Source organism: Hallerella sp. (assembly GCF_022776125.1).
GTDB lineage: Bacteria > Fibrobacterota > Fibrobacteria > Fibrobacterales > Fibrobacteraceae > Hallerella > Hallerella succinigenes.
In genome coordinates this window covers 16,235-35,926 of record NZ_JALFIA010000024.1, presented here as the reverse complement: position 1 = coordinate 35,926, position 19,692 = coordinate 16,235, and the positions used below count along the sequence as shown (strand labels likewise).

General features: G+C 50.4%; 18 protein-coding genes. 14 read left to right on the top strand and 4 right to left on the bottom strand.

What is annotated here, in order from left to right:
* Window positions 1–74 precede the first annotated feature (74 nt).
* Window positions 75–1,532 carry an IMP dehydrogenase gene (gene guaB, locus MR847_RS03620; RefSeq protein ID WP_100425905.1) on the top strand — a complete coding sequence of 486 codons (1,458 nt, stop codon included), beginning with the start codon at window positions 75–77 and terminating at the stop codon, window positions 1,530–1,532.
* A 302-nt stretch (window positions 1,533–1,834) separates the two neighbouring features.
* Here guaB and MR847_RS03615 read toward each other — a convergent pair whose 3' ends face one another.
* Window positions 1,835–2,731, bottom strand: a complete 897-nt coding sequence (locus tag MR847_RS03615; protein ID WP_100425906.1) for a tyrosine-type recombinase/integrase — start codon at window positions 2,729–2,731, stop codon at window positions 1,835–1,837.
* 61 nt (window positions 2,732–2,792) lie between these two features.
* On the opposite strand from MR847_RS03615, the gene MR847_RS03610 reads away from it, so the two are divergent.
* From MR847_RS03610 to MR847_RS03590, 5 genes are read left to right on the top strand one after another with little or no spacing between them, the layout of a single operon-like run.
* Window positions 2,793–3,956: a PorV/PorQ family protein gene (locus tag MR847_RS03610; RefSeq protein WP_106519564.1), complete on the top strand. Its 1,164-nt coding sequence runs from the start codon at window positions 2,793–2,795 to the stop codon at window positions 3,954–3,956.
* Between the two features lie 16 nt (window positions 3,957–3,972).
* Entirely contained in the window at window positions 3,973–4,614 is a 642-nt protein-coding gene (locus MR847_RS03605) for an STAS domain-containing protein (RefSeq protein ID WP_100425908.1), read from the top strand.
* Window positions 4,611–5,549 carry a M23 family metallopeptidase gene (locus tag MR847_RS03600; protein ID WP_106519565.1) on the top strand — a complete coding sequence of 313 codons (939 nt, stop codon included), beginning with the start codon at window positions 4,611–4,613 and terminating at the stop codon, window positions 5,547–5,549. Before MR847_RS03605 ends, MR847_RS03600 begins: the two co-directional genes overlap by 4 nt.
* 1 nt (window position 5,550) lies before the next feature.
* Window positions 5,551–6,693, top strand: coding sequence for a hypothetical protein (locus MR847_RS03595; RefSeq protein ID WP_287722963.1), 1,143 nt, complete (start codon window positions 5,551–5,553; stop codon window positions 6,691–6,693).
* Window positions 6,683–7,417, top strand: coding sequence for an NUDIX domain-containing protein (locus MR847_RS03590; RefSeq protein WP_106519567.1), 735 nt, complete (start codon window positions 6,683–6,685; stop codon window positions 7,415–7,417). The genes MR847_RS03595 and MR847_RS03590 overlap by 11 nt, the downstream gene beginning before the upstream one ends.
* On the opposite strand, the gene MR847_RS03585 is transcribed toward MR847_RS03590, so the two are convergent.
* Genes MR847_RS03585 through MR847_RS03575 form a run of 3 tightly spaced genes read right to left on the bottom strand, consistent with a single transcriptional unit; the run spans window position 7,374 to window position 10,575 of the window.
* Window positions 7,374–8,879 (bottom strand): CehA/McbA family metallohydrolase domain-containing protein, encoded by a 1,506-nt coding sequence (locus MR847_RS03585; protein ID WP_287722962.1) that lies wholly within the window; start codon window positions 8,877–8,879, stop codon window positions 7,374–7,376. The two genes, MR847_RS03590 and MR847_RS03585, sit on opposite strands and share 44 nt — an antisense overlap.
* Window positions 8,879–9,682, bottom strand: coding sequence for a hypothetical protein (locus MR847_RS03580; RefSeq protein WP_287722961.1), 804 nt, complete (start codon window positions 9,680–9,682; stop codon window positions 8,879–8,881). Before MR847_RS03580 ends, MR847_RS03585 begins: the two co-directional genes overlap by 1 nt.
* A complete protein-coding gene (locus tag MR847_RS03575) occupies window positions 9,679–10,575 on the bottom strand; it encodes an outer membrane protein assembly factor BamD (protein WP_287722960.1) in 897 nt (298 codons plus the stop codon). The genes MR847_RS03580 and MR847_RS03575 overlap by 4 nt, the downstream gene beginning before the upstream one ends.
* A gap of 72 nt (window positions 10,576–10,647) precedes the next feature.
* On the opposite strand from MR847_RS03575, the gene MR847_RS03570 reads away from it, so the two are divergent.
* From MR847_RS03570 to MR847_RS03535, 8 genes are read left to right on the top strand one after another with little or no spacing between them, the layout of a single operon-like run.
* Window positions 10,648–12,069, top strand: a complete 1,422-nt coding sequence (locus MR847_RS03570; protein ID WP_106519570.1) for an LptF/LptG family permease — start codon at window positions 10,648–10,650, stop codon at window positions 12,067–12,069.
* A complete protein-coding gene (locus MR847_RS03565; RefSeq protein ID WP_106519571.1) occupies window positions 12,069–13,346 on the top strand; it encodes an LptF/LptG family permease in 1,278 nt (425 codons plus the stop codon). Before MR847_RS03570 ends, MR847_RS03565 begins: the two co-directional genes overlap by 1 nt.
* Window positions 13,347–13,375: 29 nt before the next feature.
* Complete coding sequence (locus tag MR847_RS03560; protein WP_277003088.1) at window positions 13,376–15,241, top strand: sensor domain-containing diguanylate cyclase; 1,866 nt, start codon at window positions 13,376–13,378, stop codon at window positions 15,239–15,241.
* A complete protein-coding gene (locus MR847_RS03555) occupies window positions 15,242–16,732 on the top strand; it encodes a sodium:solute symporter family transporter (RefSeq protein WP_287722959.1) in 1,491 nt (496 codons plus the stop codon).
* Between the two features lie 23 nt (window positions 16,733–16,755).
* On the top strand, window positions 16,756–17,232 hold the full coding sequence (tadA, locus tag MR847_RS03550) for a tRNA adenosine(34) deaminase TadA (protein WP_100426830.1): 477 nt from the start codon (window positions 16,756–16,758) through the stop codon (window positions 17,230–17,232).
* A gap of 14 nt (window positions 17,233–17,246) precedes the next feature.
* A complete protein-coding gene (locus MR847_RS03545; protein WP_100425919.1) occupies window positions 17,247–18,089 on the top strand; it encodes a hypothetical protein in 843 nt (280 codons plus the stop codon).
* The gene (locus MR847_RS03540) at window positions 18,086–18,787 is read left to right on the top strand and encodes a right-handed parallel beta-helix repeat-containing protein (RefSeq protein WP_100425920.1); all 702 of its coding nucleotides are present in this window, start codon (window positions 18,086–18,088) and stop codon (window positions 18,785–18,787) included. The genes MR847_RS03545 and MR847_RS03540 overlap by 4 nt, the downstream gene beginning before the upstream one ends.
* 14 nt (window positions 18,788–18,801) lie before the next feature.
* Window positions 18,802–19,692: a hypothetical protein gene (locus tag MR847_RS03535; protein ID WP_100425921.1), complete on the top strand. Its 891-nt coding sequence runs from the start codon at window positions 18,802–18,804 to the stop codon at window positions 19,690–19,692.

Below are 19,692 nucleotides of genomic sequence, written 5' to 3'. Positions count from 1 at the left end.
CCTTTAGGAAGTAAAAATCCCAGTTGGCTGAACACACAAAATTTTCTATCTTTTTTACGCAAAAAGAGGTACTTATGAAACTTTTGCCTGAAGCTCTGACGTTTGATGACGTTCTGCTAGTCCCTGCTGAATCCTCCGTTTTGCCGGCCGAGACCGACGTGAGCACCCAGCTCGCTCCGAATATTAAACTTAATATTCCTATTATCAGCGCCGCCATGGACACGGTGACTACCGCGCCGCTCGCGATTTCTCTTGCATTGCAGGGCGGTCTTGGTATCATTCACAAGAACATGTCCGTTGAAGCCCAGGCCGAAGAAGTCCGCAAGGTCAAGCGGTGGCAGTCCGGTATCGTGACGAACCCGGTGACCCTCGATGCAGACCAGCCTGTTTCCGCAGCTTTTGAACTCCGCGCCCGTAACAAGGTGAGCGGATTCCCGATCCTTTCCAAGGGTAAGCTCGTGGGTATGCTCACCAGCCGTGACCTCCGCACGGTGAGCGACATGAATGTGAAGATTCGTACGATCATGACCAAGAATCCGGTGACGGCAAGCCCCAAGGTGAGCCTTGCCAAAGCGAAGGAAATCCTCGCCGAAAAGCGTATCGAAAAGCTCCCACTGGTGGATGCTTCCGGTGCCTTGAAGGGCTTGATTACCATGACGGACATCTTGAAGCGCGAAAACAACCCGAATGCGAGCCTCGACAAAAACGGCCAGTTGCTGGTGGGTGCCGCTGTCAGTACTTCTGCAAATACCCTTGAACGCGTGGCAGCCCTTGTTGAAGCGGGCGTCGACTTGTTGATTATTGATACGGCTCACGGCCACCACATCGGCGTGCGCAACATGGTGAAGACCGTTCGCAAGAAGTACCCGAAGCTCACCATTTGCGCCGGTAACGTCTGCACGCCTGAAGCGGTTGCGGAACTTGCCAAGTGCGGCGCCAATATCGTCAAAGTGGGTATTGGTCCTGGTTCTATCTGCACCACCCGTATCGTGGCCGGTGTGGGTTATCCGCAGTTCTCCGCTGTGATGGAATGCGGCAAGATGGCTCGCAAGGTGGGCGTGAAGATTATCGCCGACGGTGGTCTCAAGTTCTCTGGCGACATTGTGAAGGCTCTCGCTGCCGGTGGTCACGCCGTGATGGTGGGCTCGCTTTTTGCCGGTACCGAAGAAGCTCCGGGTGAAGTGATCTTGGCTGATGGCCGTAGTTACAAGAGCTATCGCGGTATGGGTTCTCTCGCTGCCATGAAGGCCGGCTCTGCAGACCGTTACTTCCAGGGTGGTGTTCAGGAACCGCGCAAGTTCGTTCCGGAAGGCATCGAAGGCCGTGTTCCGTATAAGGGACCTCTCCGCGACACCGTTTACCAGCTTATCGGTGGTATTCACTCCGCAATGGGTTATGCGGGTGCTGCAAACCTCGAAGAACTTTACAAAAAGGCAACGTTTGTGCGTATTACGGGCGCAGGCCTTCGCGAATCGCATCCGCATGATGTGACGATTACGAAGGAAGCTCCGAACTACCGCACGGGCGACTAATCTTTCTTAAAAAAACTGAAAACGGCAAGCGATCTGCTTGCTGTTTTTATATGCATTCAAAATTGTCGGCTAAGTCGGTGGGAGTCTTTCGTAATTTCCGGTTTGGATTGAATGATCTACATTGTTGATAGACATTTTTTAAGCTTTGGCTCTTGTTCTCCGCTCTGAAATATGACCAAAATTTTCAATCGGGAGAATGAAACAGACGCTCACGCAGATATGCTTTGGTGCGCTATACCCTGTCTTAAATCACTTGGCCCATGAACCAATATTTTAGAAGAGCTATGTTTACAAAGAGTCTTTCACGCTCGTGGATGCGTCTTCTTGAACGCTTCCTTTAAGCGTTCCGCCGAGACGTGCGTATAGACCTGTGTTGTCGCAAGGCTTGAATGCCCAAGCATTTCTTTGACGCTCATCAGGTCTGCACCGTTTTCGAGCAGGTGCGTGGCAAAGCTATGGCGCAGAACGTGCGGACTTGCCTTGCCTTCCCAGCCGATGCTTCGAAGTAAATCGTGGATGTCCCGGCGGAGTGTTCGCACGTCGTAAGCTTGACCGTGTTCGTTCAAAAAGACAGGCGCATGCGGCGACACGAATCTGCCTTCATCGGCGAGTTTTAATTTGTATGTATTCAGCCAACGGATCAAGTCTTGCGTCAGCGGGACAATGCGTTCCTTGGAGCCCTTACCCAAGGCGCGCACGGATTTGGCAGAAAGATCAATGCGGGACCAGGTCAGGCTCTGGCATTCGGAAATGCGCAGTCCCGAGCCGTAAATGAGTTCAAGCAATACACGGGCGCGGACCATGGGAAGCGTCGGATTTTCGATTTCCGGAAAATTTTCTTCGCCGAGATCCTTTTGGGAAAGAAACGAGACGAGCCTTCTGGGACGCTTGGGCATGGGCACAGCTTCTGCAGGATTGCTGTCGAGCAGATGGCTGCGCACAAGGTAGCTGCCAAAACTTTTGAGGCAAGCGATATGCAAATCGATACTCGCAATCGCCAGGTCTTCTTTTTGGCGCATCTGCCAGACGTAGGTTCGGATGTTTTCGATCGTAAAATCTTTCAGCTCGGCTTCGGGGCGCAAGGTCTGCAAAAATTTGGCGAGCGATTTTTGGTATGTGCTCACCGTTTGCATGGAAAATCGGCGTTCCAAGGCGATGTATTTGCAAAAGTTTTCTGTGTGTTCCGAAAGAAGAGCCATTATCCTTAAATCTACAAGTTTTTGTGGGCGCTGTTCTTTGGAAAATTTTATCTTGTGGAAAATGTTCCGCCGAATTTATACAGCAGCGACTTTGTTCCTTTTCGCGTTTGCCTCGCAAACGTGGGCTCTGGAACGTGTCGTGGGCGCAAACGCTTCTCTTGACATTCATGCCGGCGCGCGTTCCTCTGCTTTAGGCGGTGCATCGATTGCGGTCGATCACGATCTTTTGGAACTTACTTCGAATCCGCAACAGCTTTCGAGTGCGGAAAATTCCTGGGTCGCCTTTAGCCACGTTGTTTATTATGAAGACACCCAGTACGATTACGGTGCAGTGCAGTTCCCGCTTGGCGATATGGGAGGCTTGGGCTTTGCTTTTTCGCGCTTTGGCGCTAATGACATTCCTTGGATTGCGGAAGGGGATCCTTTGCCGGAAGGCGATGATTACAAGACCCTTTCGATTGCGGATTACGTCTTTACGCTTGCATGGGGTCGTCGCTTCTTAAACGATCGCTTGGACTTGGGCATTTCGTTCCATGGTCTTTACCGTGAACTGGACCAGAGCGGTTGGGGGTTCCGTGGAGACATCGGTGCAAATTACCATGTGCATGAACAGGTGACGGTGTCTTCGTTCCTCAAAGGCTGGACTTCGTCTGCAACGACGTGGGAAGAAGGAACCTTTGAATACAGCTCCCCGGAATGGTACTTGGGCTTGAACGTGCACCAGCCGATTTCTTACTTCTACGGAACGGCGAGTGCCTATTGGCAGAGCGCAGGGATTTTCCACCGTGAAAACCGTGACCTGGACTGGGACGGTGAAGAACGCGGTGGCCGTTTTTGGGAACATCCACTGGATTGGCTGGGTGGCGGTCGTGCGGGTGTAGAATTCGCTTTTGATTTTGGGCTGTCTTTGCGTGCTGGTTTGGCGAGCCTTTCGGAACTCGAAAGCTGGACCGCTGGCGCTGGATTTGCTCTTTCGAATTGGTTAAGGGTTGATTACGCCTTTGAATCGCATCCGACACTTTCTGCTGTGCACCGTGTAAGCCTCGAAGTCAGCCCGGGTCTCTTCCTTTTCCCGAAGAAGAAATCGGCGTCTTCGCCTGCCTACGTGGTGGAAGCGAAGAAGGCGGAAGAAGTCAAAAAGGCTGCTATTTCTGAAATGGAGCCTGTAGAAACAGACGAACTTGTGGAAGAAGAATCCGCAGGTGGTACCTATTGGGAAGAATGAGAGGTATATTAAACCTATGAGCGAATTAAGTAATTGTCGTGCAGTCGGTTTATTTGATTTGGTTTCTGCCCCCGTCACTCCGATCGGGTCTTTTGATGCGGAACAGTTTAAGCAAGACGTGAAGCCTTTGCTTGAAAAGGGTTCTTCTTTTATCGGTGTCGATACGACGGGTCTTGATTTTCTTTATAGCGATGCCTGCAGTGCATTTTGCCAGGTGCAGCAACAGCTTTCTGAAAAGCACGGCGCTTTTGCCGTCTTGACCGATCACGATGATGTTGTCACGTGCCTGAAAAAGGCGAATCTCGACAAGAGCATTCACATCTTCCGCAAGGAAGCGGATATGGTCGCTTTCTCGATGAAGGAAGACGAGGCGATGCATAGTCCGAAGTCAGACGCAGAAGAAGTTGTCGAAGTCCCGACCGCAAAGAGCAATAATCGCCGTGAAACGGCTTCGATGAATTCTCTTCGCCGCCGTGTGACAGGTCGCTTTACCCAGAGTTTTAATGCGATTCGCAAAGATACCCAGAAGATGGAAGGCAGCCTCGAAAATCCGTTCAAGGAAGAAAAGAGCAGCGGCGCAAAGTGGCTGTGGCTCGGACTTGGATTGGTGGCTGTTGCCGCTGTGGCTGTTGTCTTTGTGATGAATTTGCATTCATGAGCTCCTTTCGCGAATTCAAAGATTTTAAGTCAGACTGGAAACCGAAAAAGCGGATTCCGGTTGTGCGGACATTGATCGTTCTCGCGTTGATCTATGCGGTCTATGCGAGCGGTGCCGCTCAGAAGGCTTACCGGTTTATCGAAGACCAAAGAAAGATTCCTGTCGAAGAACCGGCGTATGCGGATTTGCCGTGGCGGGAAGGTTGTGCGAAAACTCAAGGGACGAGTTTCGATTCAAAGAAAGGTTCCCTGGGACAGTGCGGCTGGATTGTGAAATCCGAAAAAGAGGTCTCCGAACTTCCGGACATTCCGTTTTTGCATTATGCGGCTTCTGTTCCGGGAATGCAGTATCCGTTGCAAGTGCATTGGATTGCGGACTCGTCGGATTTTTGGAATCCAAAGGTTTTGATTTTACGCTCCAAGAAGACGACGACTTCTTTTTACCATTTGATGCTTGCGGATTCTTCGTTTGCTTGGGTGCGTGCGGATGGTTGCCGTTATCCGGGGGCCTGTCCGAGAAATCCGTTGCAGGGCGGCGCGCTTCCGATTGAAGCGGACTTTGACTTTGGCGGTCGCGAAGAATTGCTTTTGAAGGATTTGTTCATGGGCATCGGCGAAGCTCCGGTTTATCCGATTTTGCCCGGCTACGTGATTTCTGTTTCGAAGGATTCTCTCGGTTACAAGCTTTATCTGGATCACGGAGGAAATCTCTTTTCCCGCGTTTCGGGTCTTTCGCAGATCGCTGCTGATATCGAAGCGGGGAAGCGTTTGGAACAGGACGATGCCTTGGGACGTCTTGCGCCGAACGATAGCGCTGTCCTTTTTTTGGAAGTGCTCCGCAATGGACGTTTTGTCCGCTGGGATGATTTCTACAAGAAGACCCATGTTGCCGATGCGGCGGATGTGAAGCTCTTCCTTTCGGAGATTGAATTCTAAGATGAATCGTTGGATTCTTGCACTGCTCGCTTCGCTTTTGATTCTTGCCTGTGCGGAATCGGATGATGGTCCAATCCGCATTTATCCGAATGATTTTGCCGTGGGCGGTTACGGCTATATGCTTTATGCGGAACTCGATTCCGGTTACCGCTTCCACATTCAGGGCGATACGCTTGCCCTTGCGATGGACAGCATGTGGACTTTCGGCAACTGCTTTTTGAAAGACATCGAACTGTACGGCTCTTATTCTAACGACACCATCCTGACGATTACGGTAAAGCTCTTGCTCGGTAACACCGGAACGACGGATTGCCCGCAGCCGATTTTTAGACCGGATACGGTTCTGTACTTGGCGTTTAACGAAGAATGGAAACAGAAGGGCGTTCGTGAAATTCGTGTGGAAGGCAACGCCCACAATGAATTCTATCCCGAAGATATCGATACGGCGGCCACCGCGTATGCGACTTTCAAGGATTCGATTTTGGTTAGACAGGGAAGCTTCCGCGCGGAAAGCATTTCCGTTTATCTCGATTCCTCTTTTGCAGATCCTTACACGTATCCGCGTCGCACGTCGAGCGATACGGCGGGTGTTCTCTTTATAACGGATTCTTTGGATATCGATACGTTCCTTTACCGCTTCATGGAATCGAACTGTGTCGAAATTCACGATTCCTGCGAAACGGTGCCGGATACAGCTTGGCGTTCTTCCTGGAGCGCAAAGGATACGAACCTTGTCCCGATCCGTGCGGTCTGTGCCGAAGATACCGCAGCCGATTCCTTGGTCTACTGCTTGACGGCCAACTGGAAAAACGATTCGACGTCGCTCAGCGATTCCGTTTACGAATATCTGGATACGACGTGGTACTATTCCAAATTTTTTATGGAACAGATTCCGAAATGTGCTAGTGTGGATCATGGAGACTTTACGGGAAGTGCTTTGCATGGACGTTATTTTACGACGCAGCACATTCTCTTTATTCCGTCTTTCGAAGAATCGAGCTGCGGTCCTGCCGCCCTTTCGAATTGGGCCATTTACAACCTGAGCGCTCAAAAAGAAGTTTTGGATTCGGCGTTGGCGGATACGTTGCTATCGGCGTGGAAAAAAGCTTCGGTAGGCGCAAGCGAGGAAGAAGATGTCGAATAAACCGGTGGAATACACCTTTTCGGATGAAGTCCTAGTCGAAGACCGCGATGCGGTTTTGAACAGCTTCTTGTTTCAGAATTGGCTTGCACATGCGCAAAAAAATTTCATCGTTTCGAAGATCCACTTTTCTTCGGTCGATTACCGCTTTAAGAATCATTCTCCGCTGTTCATCAAGCTGACTGCGACTGCAACGCTTCCGGATGGAAAGCCTGTGCACGGGATTGTGCTTGTGCGCGGCAATGCGGTCGGCGTTCTCGTGGTGCTGCGCTGTGAAGGCAAGCCGTATTTGCTGCTTGTGCGTCAGCCGCGCTTTGCCATTTCGGAACCGGAATCTTTGGAAATGCCGGCGGGAATTCTCGACTGGTCCAAGGATTATCGCAAGGTCGCCCTTTCGGAATTGAAAGAAGAGGCGATGATCGATGCGACGGATGATGAACTGATTGACCTAACCGGGTTTTACACCGATGGAAAGCTCGACGGCCACGCCGGAAGTTGCGGTCTTTTAGACGAACGCATTCGCCTTTATGCGATCGAAAGAGACGTAACGCCGGAAGAGCTCAAACGTTTGGATGGAAGAAATCAGGAATATACGGATGAAAATGAATGGATCAAGACCGTCGTTTTGCCGTATGAAGAAGCGGGCAAGCAGTTCATCGATCACAAGAATCTGCTCGCGATGTTTATGTACGAGCGCTATCTTTCAGCGCAGGGCAGGCACTTGTAAGCGCAAAGCGCTTGAAGTCGGTTTCCGCTTCGGCGCGGACATAGTTCTTGCCTGAAAGAGAAACCTTTGCTACAGCTTCAAAATCGGAAATCTTTTCAAGAGGTGCTGCAATCGGCGCCTCTTTTTTTGTACCCAAAGTTTCTTGCGCAAAAACAGTCAGGGTTTGCAGGGTGCCGAAGTCTTCGGTGCTTTGGAAATGGAATGTAACGGTTTCTCCTTCGACTGTCCACCAAAGGGCTGGTCCGTCGGTGATGTAAAGGTTCGTGCCGCGGAAAGCGGAAATCGGGTCAGAACCTTGGACGACCGTTCTCACGTATCCAAAAACGTGGGCGTGGGACTGCTTGAGTTTGAAAAGCGGAATCTTCACGCCGGTATATTCGTTCAAATCGCCATGGGCATCGTTTCCGCCGAGCGGCAAAATGAAATTCCCTTTTTCGAGCTCTGAAATCCAGAATTCACGGCCGAGTTCAAAGCCTTTGTCTCGGGAACCGTTCCAAAATTCGAGCGCGGCAATCGGATTTTGGGATCCTTTCAAAAGATCTTCTGCGTGCCAGTCTCCACGGCGAAAAATAAAACGTTCGAGCTTTCCCATCTGTTCTTTGGGATGTGCGGCAAAACAGGGAAGTTTTGTCTGCGAGACGATTTGCGCAATGGGAAGGGTCGGTTTGTTGTCGAGCCATCTGCGTCCGCAGTCGCCTTCGCCGGGAACGTAGAAGGGGTTTCCTGGGAAGAGCAAATGGACGTTTTGACCTTGGGAGTTTCCGGCCGAAACCTCTTCGCCGGCGATCATCTTCGGAAAAGCGGGGAGCGCGGCGATTTCTTTTCGCAGCTCGTTGTAGCGAACGCTTGCGTCGGTACGGATCATGTAATTATCGTCGCGGAAGGCGAAGTCGTAAGAATGGTCCGTGCAAAAGACAAAGTCCAACCCGACGGATTGGGCCGCTTGCTGTAAAACGGCGGGCGAAGCTCCGAATTCCACGGGGTCCGCGGAAATATACGTATGCGAGTGGGTTTCGCCTGCGATATAACCTCCTGGCTTTGGAATCGGATTTCGAAGGACCGCAATCTGGAGCGGGTTTCGCTTTAATCCAGTCAAATTAAAACGACGAATGCGCTTGCGCTCTCCGTTGAGGAGAACTGTAAGCGACGTTTCGACGGTGTAGTTTCCGGAAGGGAGTTTTCCGCAAGAAATGGGAATAAAGCGGAACGGCGTGTGAACTTCTTCTCGAATCGGCTGCGCCTTGGTGATACGGGTCGTGCCGCAGGTGAAGACCGCTTCGAAGGTTTCCAGGGTGACGGGAAAACGGTTCGCTTCACGGACGACGATGAAAAGCCTGGTATCTTCGCCGGGAACGACTTGGAAGGGGGCGTCGATCAAAATTTCGGGTTCATTTTTGTATAGCAAGGACCAAGGGAGCTTGAACTTGTAATGCATCTCCGCATAGTCAGGATCGAACCACATTATTTTTCCCGGTTCAGTACCCCGAAGCTGAACCTAAATTGCAGCATCAAGCCGCCTAAGTCCCACTTCGCCTTGTCTGTATCTTTGTCTGGAACGACACTCGAAAACGGTTCGTCCGATTCCACGATGATTCTCGAATATCCGATGTCACCGTAAATGTAAATGTTCTTCCACGTCGTCACAAGGTAGCCAAGGCTCACCCCGAAGCCGTTACCGAGGAGGGGCGTTTCGGCAGAAATATGGCCCCAGCTTGAATAGATTTCGGTACCCGGAAGCATCCAGTACCAGCGTAAAGAAACGCTAAAGAGACTTGCGTTTGAAAGGGAAATCAAATGGGTCGGGATAGCGACGCGGTATTCGAGATACAGCGGAAAACCTTGGAGCGTATAGCTGTAATTATGAATCTTGTCTTTGCGGTCGGTGACGACCACGGATTCGTTATCGTAAATATATCCGAAGCCCGCACTGACGAAATGCCCTTCTTGCCATTGGAATTGCAGACCTGCTGTAATCGGAAAACAGAAGTTCACCTTTTGGAAGTCTTGCTTGGCGACGTTGCTGCTTTCCGCTTGCGTCAAGGCTTGGGCTTTGTAATGGTTGTAAACCGTATCGACTTGAGCCTGGAATTTGTCACGGTTGTCAAATCCGATAAAAGAGATAGAAGGCTGGATAAAGAACGAAAGAATGCTTCTGTCGTCTGTCGATTCGCTCACACCTAGGCGATTCTCTTCACTCGGTAAAGCCCAAAGCGCGGAGCAGAGGCTCGTGCAAAAAACGGCGATGGTGACAAAGGGGAATCTCAATATTCGTCCTCTTCATCTTCTTCGTCAACATCGCGCTGCGCATCGGCTTCTTCCTTCGCTTCCTGCTTTTCGATCAGCTTCTGCTTTTTTTCTTTTTCGATGCGTTGCAGGAACTTCTTTTCGAGCTTTGCGATGTAGGCTTCTGTGGCTTCGACGGTTTCGATGCGCTTTTGGATGCTATCGGGAACGGTCAAACGGTAGTTTTCCAGGTAGTAGCGGGCTGTTTCGAACTGGTCGAGTTCCGCGTAGCTTTCGATGAGAAGGTTCAAGGCTTCCGGGCGGCGCTTGCTTTTCGGATAGAGGTCTAGGAATTCCTTCATGTAAATGACCGTCGACTGCGGATGGTCGAGTTTGTGGTAAAGACGGGCGGTGCGGTAATCGCGCTCTGCGCGGCGTTCGATCAAAAGGTTTATGTAGTAGTTCACGGAGTCCATCAGCGGAGATTCCGGGTAATTGGACTGGAACTTTTCAAAGTCACGCATGGCGAGGGTCGTATTGGTTTCGTCGCGGTCGATATCGTATTCGATATTGAAGGCGGCAACGGCCTTGCGGTATTCTGCGGTTTCGATAAACGGGGAACTCGGGAAGTTGTTGATAAAGCTGCCGTATTCGCCACGGGCTTCGAGCCATTCTTCCAAATTGAAGTAGCTTTCGGCAATCAGGAACTGGGCCTGTTCCATATAGCCTGTGCCGATACAGATATTCAGGATTTCTTCTAATGGCTCCTTGGCTCGGCCGTAATTGCCTTCCTTAAAGTCTTTATCTGCCGCATCAAAGCGGTTCTTGCACATGAGTGTGCGGTCACCACCGCCGTCACGCGGGACGCAAGCAATCAGAGAGTAGGCTGTTGCAGCAAGAAGAACAAAAATCGAGAAGTGTTTGTTTATGCGCATTGGTCCGTCTAAAAAAGGATGGAACGGTTTTTCAAGTTGCTAAATTAGCAAAAACGAGTTGAAAAAACGCCTATGATTCTTGTTCGGTATGTGTTGAAGGAACATCTAGCGCCCTTTTTGCTGGCGTTGTTTGTCATCACATTCCTATTTGTCGTGGATTTTTTGGTGACGATCCTCGATAATGTGCTTTCCAAAGGCTTGCCGCTTTCGACCGTTCTTGAAATTTTTGCCCTCAATATTGTCTGGATGCTCTCGCTTTCGATTCCGATGGCGGTGCTTGTCGCCTGTCTGATGGCTTTTGGGCGCCTTTCGGGAGATCAGGAAATCACGGCGATGAAGGCGGCTGGAATTTCGCCGCTGGCGATGATGCGACCGGTTTTGCTGGTCGGCATTTTGGTCTCGGAATTGTTGATTCTTTTTAATAACTGGCTTTTGCCCGAAGCGAACCACCGTTCCGTGGAGCTGATGAGTGCCGTTTCGCGTAAAAAACCGCACGCTTTTATCGATGCAGGAAAGCTCACGACGCAGTTCCCCGGGGTGCAGCTTTGGGTTGATCGCATTGATCCTTCGACGGGTATGCTCTACGGCATCCAGATTTTTGAAACAGAGGGCAAAGGTCCTCCCCGAGTCGTTTTGGCGGACAGCGCCTCGATGGATTACGCCGATCATGGGGCAACGCTCATGCTGCGCCTCAAAAGCGGTGAAAATCACATGGCGGACAAGGACGATCCTTCGGGATATTTCCGGATCCGTTTCTCATCGGAAGATTTCGCCATTAAGAATGTAAACGACCGCTTGGAACGTCGAGACCGCAAACATCGCAGCGACCGCGAAATGCCTGTAGACATGATGCTTGACGTTATCGAAGAGGCGAAAAAAAACGAAGCGCGAATCGTCAAGGAATCGCATCAAACGCTCTTCCCAGATCTAGTCCATCTGCGGGAGTTCGCCTTGGGAGATTCGATTGTGCCGAAAAACGGCAAATGGGATATTCAGGCGGATTCTCTCCGCCATATCCGCGCCTTGCGCGACGTCGCCATTGCCGAACGCACTCGTTTACGCCTTGTGCATCGCACATCGGAACGCGTCACTTCTGAAAGGAAACGCCAGGCTCAGTACTGGGTGGAAGTCCATAAAAAGTTCAGCACGAGCGTCGCTTGCCTCATTTTCGTTCTGATCGGTGCGCCGCTCGGCATTATGGCTCGCAAGGGCGGTATCGGCACGGGCGTCATCTACAGCATCGCGTTCTTCGTTTTGTACTGGGTCTGCTTGATCGGGGGCGAAAACCTCGCCGACCGCTTAATCGTATCGCCGACCCTCGCCATGTGGATTTCGAATGCGATTATCGGAACGATCGGCATCCTTCTCACGTGGAAGATGGTCCGCGACCGCTATTCGGGCACGACTCCGCTTGGACATGTGAAAAATTTCTTCGGAAATATTTGGAAAAAGATTCACCGTAAAAAGACATCTTTGCCGGAGGAAAATCGCTGATGAAGTTTTCCCGGTATCTCGTCTGGAATTTTGTGAAGATGTTCCTGCTCGTGCTCTTGGGCTCGGTCTTCATGTTTATCGTGATAGACTTCGTGGGCAACATCAAAACGTGGCTTGCTCGGGATCTTTCCGATGCGAAGGATTATTATATCGCCTACATGCCGTACATCGTTTACCTGGTGTCGCCTGTAGCGCTGTTTATCGGGATTGTCGCCTCGGTAGGAAACATGTCTCGTCACCTTGAATTTACGGCGATTCAGCAGTCGGGAAGAAGCCCGTTTCGCGCCTTGGTTCCGATCCTTTTTGTCGGTGCGGCCGTGACGGCGATTTCGTTCTATCTCGATGCCAAGATCCTTCCGGATGCAAACCATCGCCGTTATAAAATCATGGAACCGATGGCGCAACAGCGCAGGGATCCGCGAGTCAAGGACAAACGCGACTTTGTGTACATTTCGGGCGATAAAACGAGCTGGTTCATGCGCATGTACGGCGGCGCAAACAAGATTGGCCGCGACGTCGTTCTGTTGATCCATCGGGACGGAGATCTCGCTGAACGTTACGACGCAAAGCGCCTGCGATGGATGATGCCGGATACGATTCGAGTGGCGCATGCTGTGGAAGAGCCTGCTAAAACCGTTGCTCCGCGGAAAAAGGCCGAAAAAAAAGAGAAGGTTTCCCAAGATTCCGTGGTGAAAAGCATTCGGCAGAAGATGGATTCCATTCGAATGGAAAAGTCTTCGGCATCGGCGGAAAAGGTGAAGGATTCCATTTTGGAAATCAAACCCGGCTATTGGCGTTTGGAAGAAGGTTACCAACGCGTCTTCCTCAAGGATGGCTCGGTGCAAATTCGCCATTTTATCCGTGAGAGCTTAAAAGGGAAAACGAGCCTTCTCCCAGAAGATTTTTTGGACGAACGTCAACGTGGCGACGAAATGGATGCTCAGACGATTCTTCGCAAGATCGAAGTGCAGAAGCGTTCTGGCGAAAATACGAACAAGCTCGAAACCGCCTACTTCTTTAAATATTCGGGATCCATGATGAATTTCATCGTGCTTTTGATTGGTGCTGCTCTTGCGCATCGTTTTAACCGAAATGGAGGCCTTTCTCAAAAGTTTGGCATCGGCATCCTGCTCGTTTTTAGTTATTATGTCATTATACGAATCGGTCTCAAGATGGGGGAAAATGGTGCGCTCTCTCCGATGCTCGGCGCTTGGATAGGACACATTGTTTTTGCGGTCGTGGCTGTTTGGATGCTTCGTCGGTCTTTCCGCTTGTGATCTTTTGAAATTGATGGTTGGTGGTTAGAATGTCTGATATTTTATATGTCGCTTCCGGTTTGCTTATCGGCCTTGCTTTCAAAGGCGGACTGTTTCTTTTTGCGATTCCTGGTGCGCTGATCGCGCTGGTGCTTGCTTGGTTGAATCGTCCGAGCTTGCCGACGTCCAAGGCGCATACGGCGACCGTGCCTGTGCTGCGTGCAACGCGTACAACGGATGCAACAGCCATCGGTCGTATTCTGCGCCCGGCGGTGACCCAGACGAGTCAGACTCTTTCTGCCCGCGACACCTTTACCGCTTTTCCGGGTGACGGGGAATCTTCGCTCGACAAGCTCAAAGGCAATGAAATTTGGAATAAGCTTGAACGCGATCTGGATCCGATTTACCGCTCTGTCTTGCGTTCCATTCAAACCTTGATTCCGAAGACACACTCGGTTCTTTTGTTGCTGAAGACGTTGGACGGAAAATCTTTTGCCATTCGTCAATTCTCGTCGACTGCGGAAAATGAAATCAACATGAATGCCCGCATTTTGGATGGCGTGGGCATTGTGGGGCAGCTGGCTAGTCGCGACGTGAACCGTATTCTCGAAGGGGATTTGCTAAACGGAAAGAGTTTAGGCTATTATTTGACGATTCCCGCCATTCATTCGGTGGCAGGCGTTCCGATGTTCAATAACAAGAATCAGCGAGTGGGCGCTCTCATCATTGACTCTCTGGAACAGAACGCATTCAATGCGAACTTGATTCCGATTCTCGACAGTTTCGCTTCGATGTTCCACATGCTCACGTATAAGAGCTTCACTTCGGCTTCGAACTACCGGGAAAAGAAGAAGTTCTACGAACTTTCCGCGTATCAGCAGAAGTTCTTCAAAACGACGCTTTTGAAGGATACCTACAAGGAAATCTTTGAATACGTCAGCCAGAACTTTAGCGCCGACCGTATTATGATTCTTGTCTTTGACAACATGGATCAGGAACAGGGTACGGTGGCATTCTGCCGTGGCGAAGACGAACGCCTTTTTGAAGGTCGTCACTTCTCGCTTTCGGACAAGGGCATTTTGCCACTTGCCATGATGCAGCATACTGCAACGGAACGCGTTTTCACGGGCCGTGATTACGTGCTGCGTTTGAACGATGCGGAACCGCGCAATAATTCGCTCCGCTATCTCTTTGTGCAGCCGAGCTCCATGACCATGCGCAATGCATCGTTAAACCGCCCTTCGGAAATCGCCATCTGTATTGAACGTCGCCAGGCGCTTAAGTTCGAACAGTTCGAAAAGGATTTGCTCCGCTTTATGGTGAACATCGCCTACTTTGCTTATCAGCGCGGTATGCAGTTTGAACATGAACAGTTCGAAATTTACCACGATGCTCTGACCGGCCTTTTGAACCGTCGAACGATTGATTCGAGGCTAGCCGAACTCAACCGAGTTCATCAGGAAAAGGACGTCGGTGTCATGATGATGGATATCGACCACTTTAAGCATATCAACGACACCTACGGTCACCAGGCAGGCGATACGATTCTCAAGGGAATTGCGGCTCGTATTTCGTCGGTGGCAAACAAGGGCGAAAATCTGCTTGCTCGCTACGGGGGTGAAGAATTCTTTGTCGCCATTCCGGGGGCGACTCAAGAAATTCTGAAGGATACGGCAGAAGCGATTCGCGTTGCCGTCAATTCTTCTCCATTTGACATTCAGCAGGGATCTCCGATTCCAGTGACGGTCAGCATTGGATGTTACCTTGCGACAAGAAGTTTCCAGGGAGAAATGACCCGCGCTGTGCATTACGCTGATGACGCTCTTTACAGCGCCAAGGAAGGCGGAAGAAACCGTGTGGTTGAATATCAGGAACGTGATTTTGAACCGGAAGATGCGCAGACGGAGAACGCATAAATGTTCACCGTCCTCGATTGGATCGTTCTTGTTGCCTATATTCTTTTGACTGTTGGTATTGGTCTTTGGGCTTCGCGTGGAAGCAACAAAGGTTTTAGCGAATACATGCGCGGTGGCGGTGCGATGCCGTGGTTTGCGGTGGGCATTAGCTTAATAGCCACTTCGGTGAGCGCAACTACATTCCTCGGAAATCCGGCAGAAGCTTATGCGGCGGACATGAGCTATCTCATGAATAACATCGGCGCTTTGATTGCGATTGTTGTGGTGGGACTTGTGTTTATCCCGCGCATTCGCCGTTCCAAGATTTCGAGCGCATACGAACTTTTTGAAGTGAAGTTTTCTCCGTCTGTCCGTCGTTTGGCGGCTTTTTTTTACAGCCTGCATTTGCTGTTGCGCATGGGTATTTTGCTATATGCGCCGTCTCTTGTGCTCGCTCCGATTTTGGAAATCGACATCCATTGGGCAATTCTCGTGACGGCCATAGCGGCTACGCTTTATACGTGGTACGGAGGATTCAAAGCGGTTATTTGGACAGATGTTTTGCAGTTCATGGTGCTTTTTGGCGGTGGAATTATCACCCTTTACATTTTGGCGAAGGGCATTGGTGGTTTTCAGGAAATGTTCGACTTGGCTTCGGCGGCGGGTAAAACGAAGTTCTTTGATGCGATCAACTGGGATCCGTCCAATTCGCGGAATCTGCTTTCGGCGGGCCTCGCCTATGCGGTTATTGAAATTTCGATTCGCGGTTGCGACCAGCAGTTCGTGCAGCGTTATTTGAGTTGCGATTCGATCAAGTCGGCGAATGCTTCGAGTATTTTGAGCATGGTGCTCGGCGTATTTGTTTCGGTTGTGTTCTTTTGGGTGGGAGCGGGCTTGTTCGTTTATTACCAGGTGAAGGGGGTTGCGATCCTTCCAGAAGCGGTCAAGTTGAATGAAGTTTTTCCGTATTTTATTGTGAATGTGCTTCCGCCGGGGGCGACTGGCCTTGTGATTGCTGCAATTTATGCGGCTGCGATGAGCAGTCTTTCGAGTGCAATCAATTCTTTAGGCAACACGTCGGTCAAGGATATTTTGCTCATCCGTTCCGAAAATGTGGCGGCGCTTTCCAAAGCGAAAAAGTGGACAATCCTTTGGGCGATTCTCAGCACGCTTTGCGCCTTTATTGCGGCGGATATGCGGAGTTCCTTGCTCTCGAATGCGCTCTTCTTTACAGGTCTTTTTACAGGACCTCTCCTGGCTCTGTTCCTGTTGGCGTTCTTTACGGATAAATTAAGCACGCGTGCCGTTGTGCTGGGCGTGATTTGCGGTATGGCGTCTATTTTGCTCTTTAACAAGATACCGGTGTTTCCGTCTTATGTTCCGCCGTTTGGTGGAGTCTTTAACTTCTTCTGGAACCCGTTGATTTCTTGCGTTGCAACGCTTGTAATGGCGAACTTGCTTCGCTTTGTATTCCCCCAACGTGCAGAAGTTTCTGCGGAGGAAAAAGTTTGACCGATCAAGAAGATATCCGTTGGATGGAAGCGGCTCTCCGTGAAGCCGAACGTGCTTATGACCTGGGCGAAGTGCCTATAGGATGCGTAATTGTGAAAGACGGACGTTGCATTGCTCGAGGTTACAATCAGGTGGAAACCTTAAAAGATGCGACGGCGCATGCGGAAGTTTTGGCAATCGGAGCCGCTTCTTCGGCTCTTGAAAACTGGCGTCTTTCCGGTGCGACTCTTTATGTGACGCTTGAACCTTGCCCCATGTGCGCGGGCGCAATTTTGAACAGCCGAATTTCCCGAATCGTGTACGGTTCTCCCGATACGCGCTTCGGTGGCTGCGGCACGACCATTGACGTTATCACGAACAATGCGCTTGGCCAAAAAGTCCAGGTGACAGGTGGCGTGAAGGCGGAAGAATGTTTGGGCATCCTCAAGGCGTTTTTTATGGAAATGCGCTTAAAGAAGGGTGATTCCGGCGCAAAGCCTCCAAAAGAATCCATTTCTTAATTTATTTTTAAGACATGAACCGTATTGCGCTCCTGTCTCTTTTATTTTCGCTCTTGACCGTGTTTGTCGCTTGCGAAGATAAGTCTATTTCTCTCGGTTTCAATACCCAGAATCCGACGCCAGAAAATTATGAACTGAAAAGTTCATTGCACGTGCTGTTGGATGTGCCGAAAAACGTGCCGGTCGAAATGCAACAGTCGATGTCAGCAAAAGTCGAGGTTCTGGTGCATTCGGAACTGCTCGCCGCTTATGATGATGGCACAGGTCGCTTTATGTTGCGAGTGGATTCTGCGAACTATTCGTCGGACAATCGCTCGGTGGAAGAAACGGATCACATTCAGCGTTATTTGAAGACTCAGCTGGTGCAATACAAGATGGGAAGCGACGGGGAAATGAGCTCGGTTCGTTTCGACGAAATGGTCGCGCTGCCGGATGTCGGCGATATCGATATCCGTCGCATCTTTCTCAAGGTTCAACCTGTTTTGCCGTCCAGTCCGCTTGCGGTGGGCGATACCTGGGAACGCCAGCAGATGCTGACGGACGACAACAACAAGCAGAGCGTGGTTTACAAATGGTTCAAGCTGGAAGAGGTTTTTGACCGGGACGGCGTAAAAATTGCAAAGCTTCGCATGAATGTGCGTTACAAGCAGAACAGTGAAGACGACGCGCAGATCATGGAAAGCCCGGACTTTGTCTTGGGCTCGGGCACGATTCTCTTTGATATTGCCGCTGGTAAGGTTGTAGAAGGGGAACTCGATATTGAAGGAAAGGTTCGCGTCATCGAAAAGAAGGATGGTGATACCATTCCGGATCTGCGTGTGCGTCAAAAGATCACGCTGAGGAGCGTTCGCGAATGAAACGATTCCTTCTTGCATTCCTTTGCCTTTTCGGTGCAACGTTCGCGGTGACTCCGTTCCCGGCGATCAAGCATCACAAGGTGGTTTTGACCGAGGTTTCGTCTCCGTATGTGTTGGAAACGAGCTTTGTGCTTGGCATGGATGATACACTTCAGATTGAGCCGGGCGTGGAAGTTTTTTTTAGCGGTTACGCCAAGCTTTATTTGCGCGGAACGGTGCGTATAGAAGGAACGGTGCAAAAGCCGGTCGCCTTTATGAATGCGGATTCCTCGGAATCGTGGAACGGCTTGTATTTTTCGACGGGTGAAAATTATTTCTATGTCAAAAATCTGCGGGTGGAAAATTCCTTCCGCAACACGGTCATCCGTTCGCAGGGTCTTTTTGAAAACGTGAAGTTTGTGAATAACTATTACGGACTTTGGGTGGAAAATTCCCCGAATTTCGATTTGGTCGGCTGTGAATTCAAACGCAACCGTTTCGCTCTTTCGGTGGGCGTCGGCTCGGTGCGTTTTAGAAATACGAAAATACACGAAAACGTTTTTGGACTTTATCTTTACAAGGGAACCTCGTTCGACGGTGAAGCAAAGTCCATATCGAACAACCTGGAAGCGGACGTCCGCAAGGAATCCGACGATCTTGCTGGCAAGGGTCGCAAGGTTTCTAGAAGCGTTTGGCAGAGAATCGAATCGGGATTTTAAGGGGATAACGACTCGTGGAAGAAAAATTTCGTAGAGCGATTCGAAAGATGACAGGGACGAGTTTGCTCGGTCTAGGCTTCCGCTTGGACCGTGCATCGGAACTGGCAAACCTTTCTCAGGCGATGGATATCCGCTGGTCCATTGCGCTTTACGAACATTTGGACGCTGCCGAAGCGAATCCGGAAGAAATGATGTCGGGCAGCGAAATGATTTCAAACGGCAAGATCGCTTGGAAAATCGCAGCCGAAGACTTTCCGATTATTCTCGACGAATATCGCCAAAAATTTGAAGAATTCCGTGCCAAGTGGATCCAGCGCTTTGCAACGGAAGAAATCACCCGTATGCTTTCGCAGAACCAGTACATTCTGCGCGACGACAATGGCTGGTACTATACGGCGACGGCGGAAAAACTTCGCAACCTGTATTTCTCAACGATTCACTTGATGGTGGGGGATGCAGAAAAATTGCTCGTGAACCTTTCGGGCCGTGTAGAACATATGCAGGATAAGCTTTCTCGCTTGTGGTACAAGGAAAGCGCGGTAGATGCGTCTTCCAAGATTTTGCCCGCTCTGGAAGCGGCTCTGCGTTCAAGTGAATACGCTTTGACATCTCGCTTGCGTGCGTCTTTGGCGGGCGTTTCCCGTAACCGATTTATGGTGGAATTCAAACCGCCCCGTGACAAACGTCACTTTCACACGGCTCGTTCCTGTGCAAAGAATGTGGGCGCAAACAATGCGAACATCGCATACGAAAATGCGTTCCTCGCTTTTACCGATGACTTCTGTGATTACGCTCAGGGCTTAACGCTCTTTATCGGTAAGTGGTACCTTGAAAAATGGCTTTTATATCTGCGCGGATTCTCGCGTGGTCAGTTGGATCTTTTTACTCATAAAACCGTGGGATAA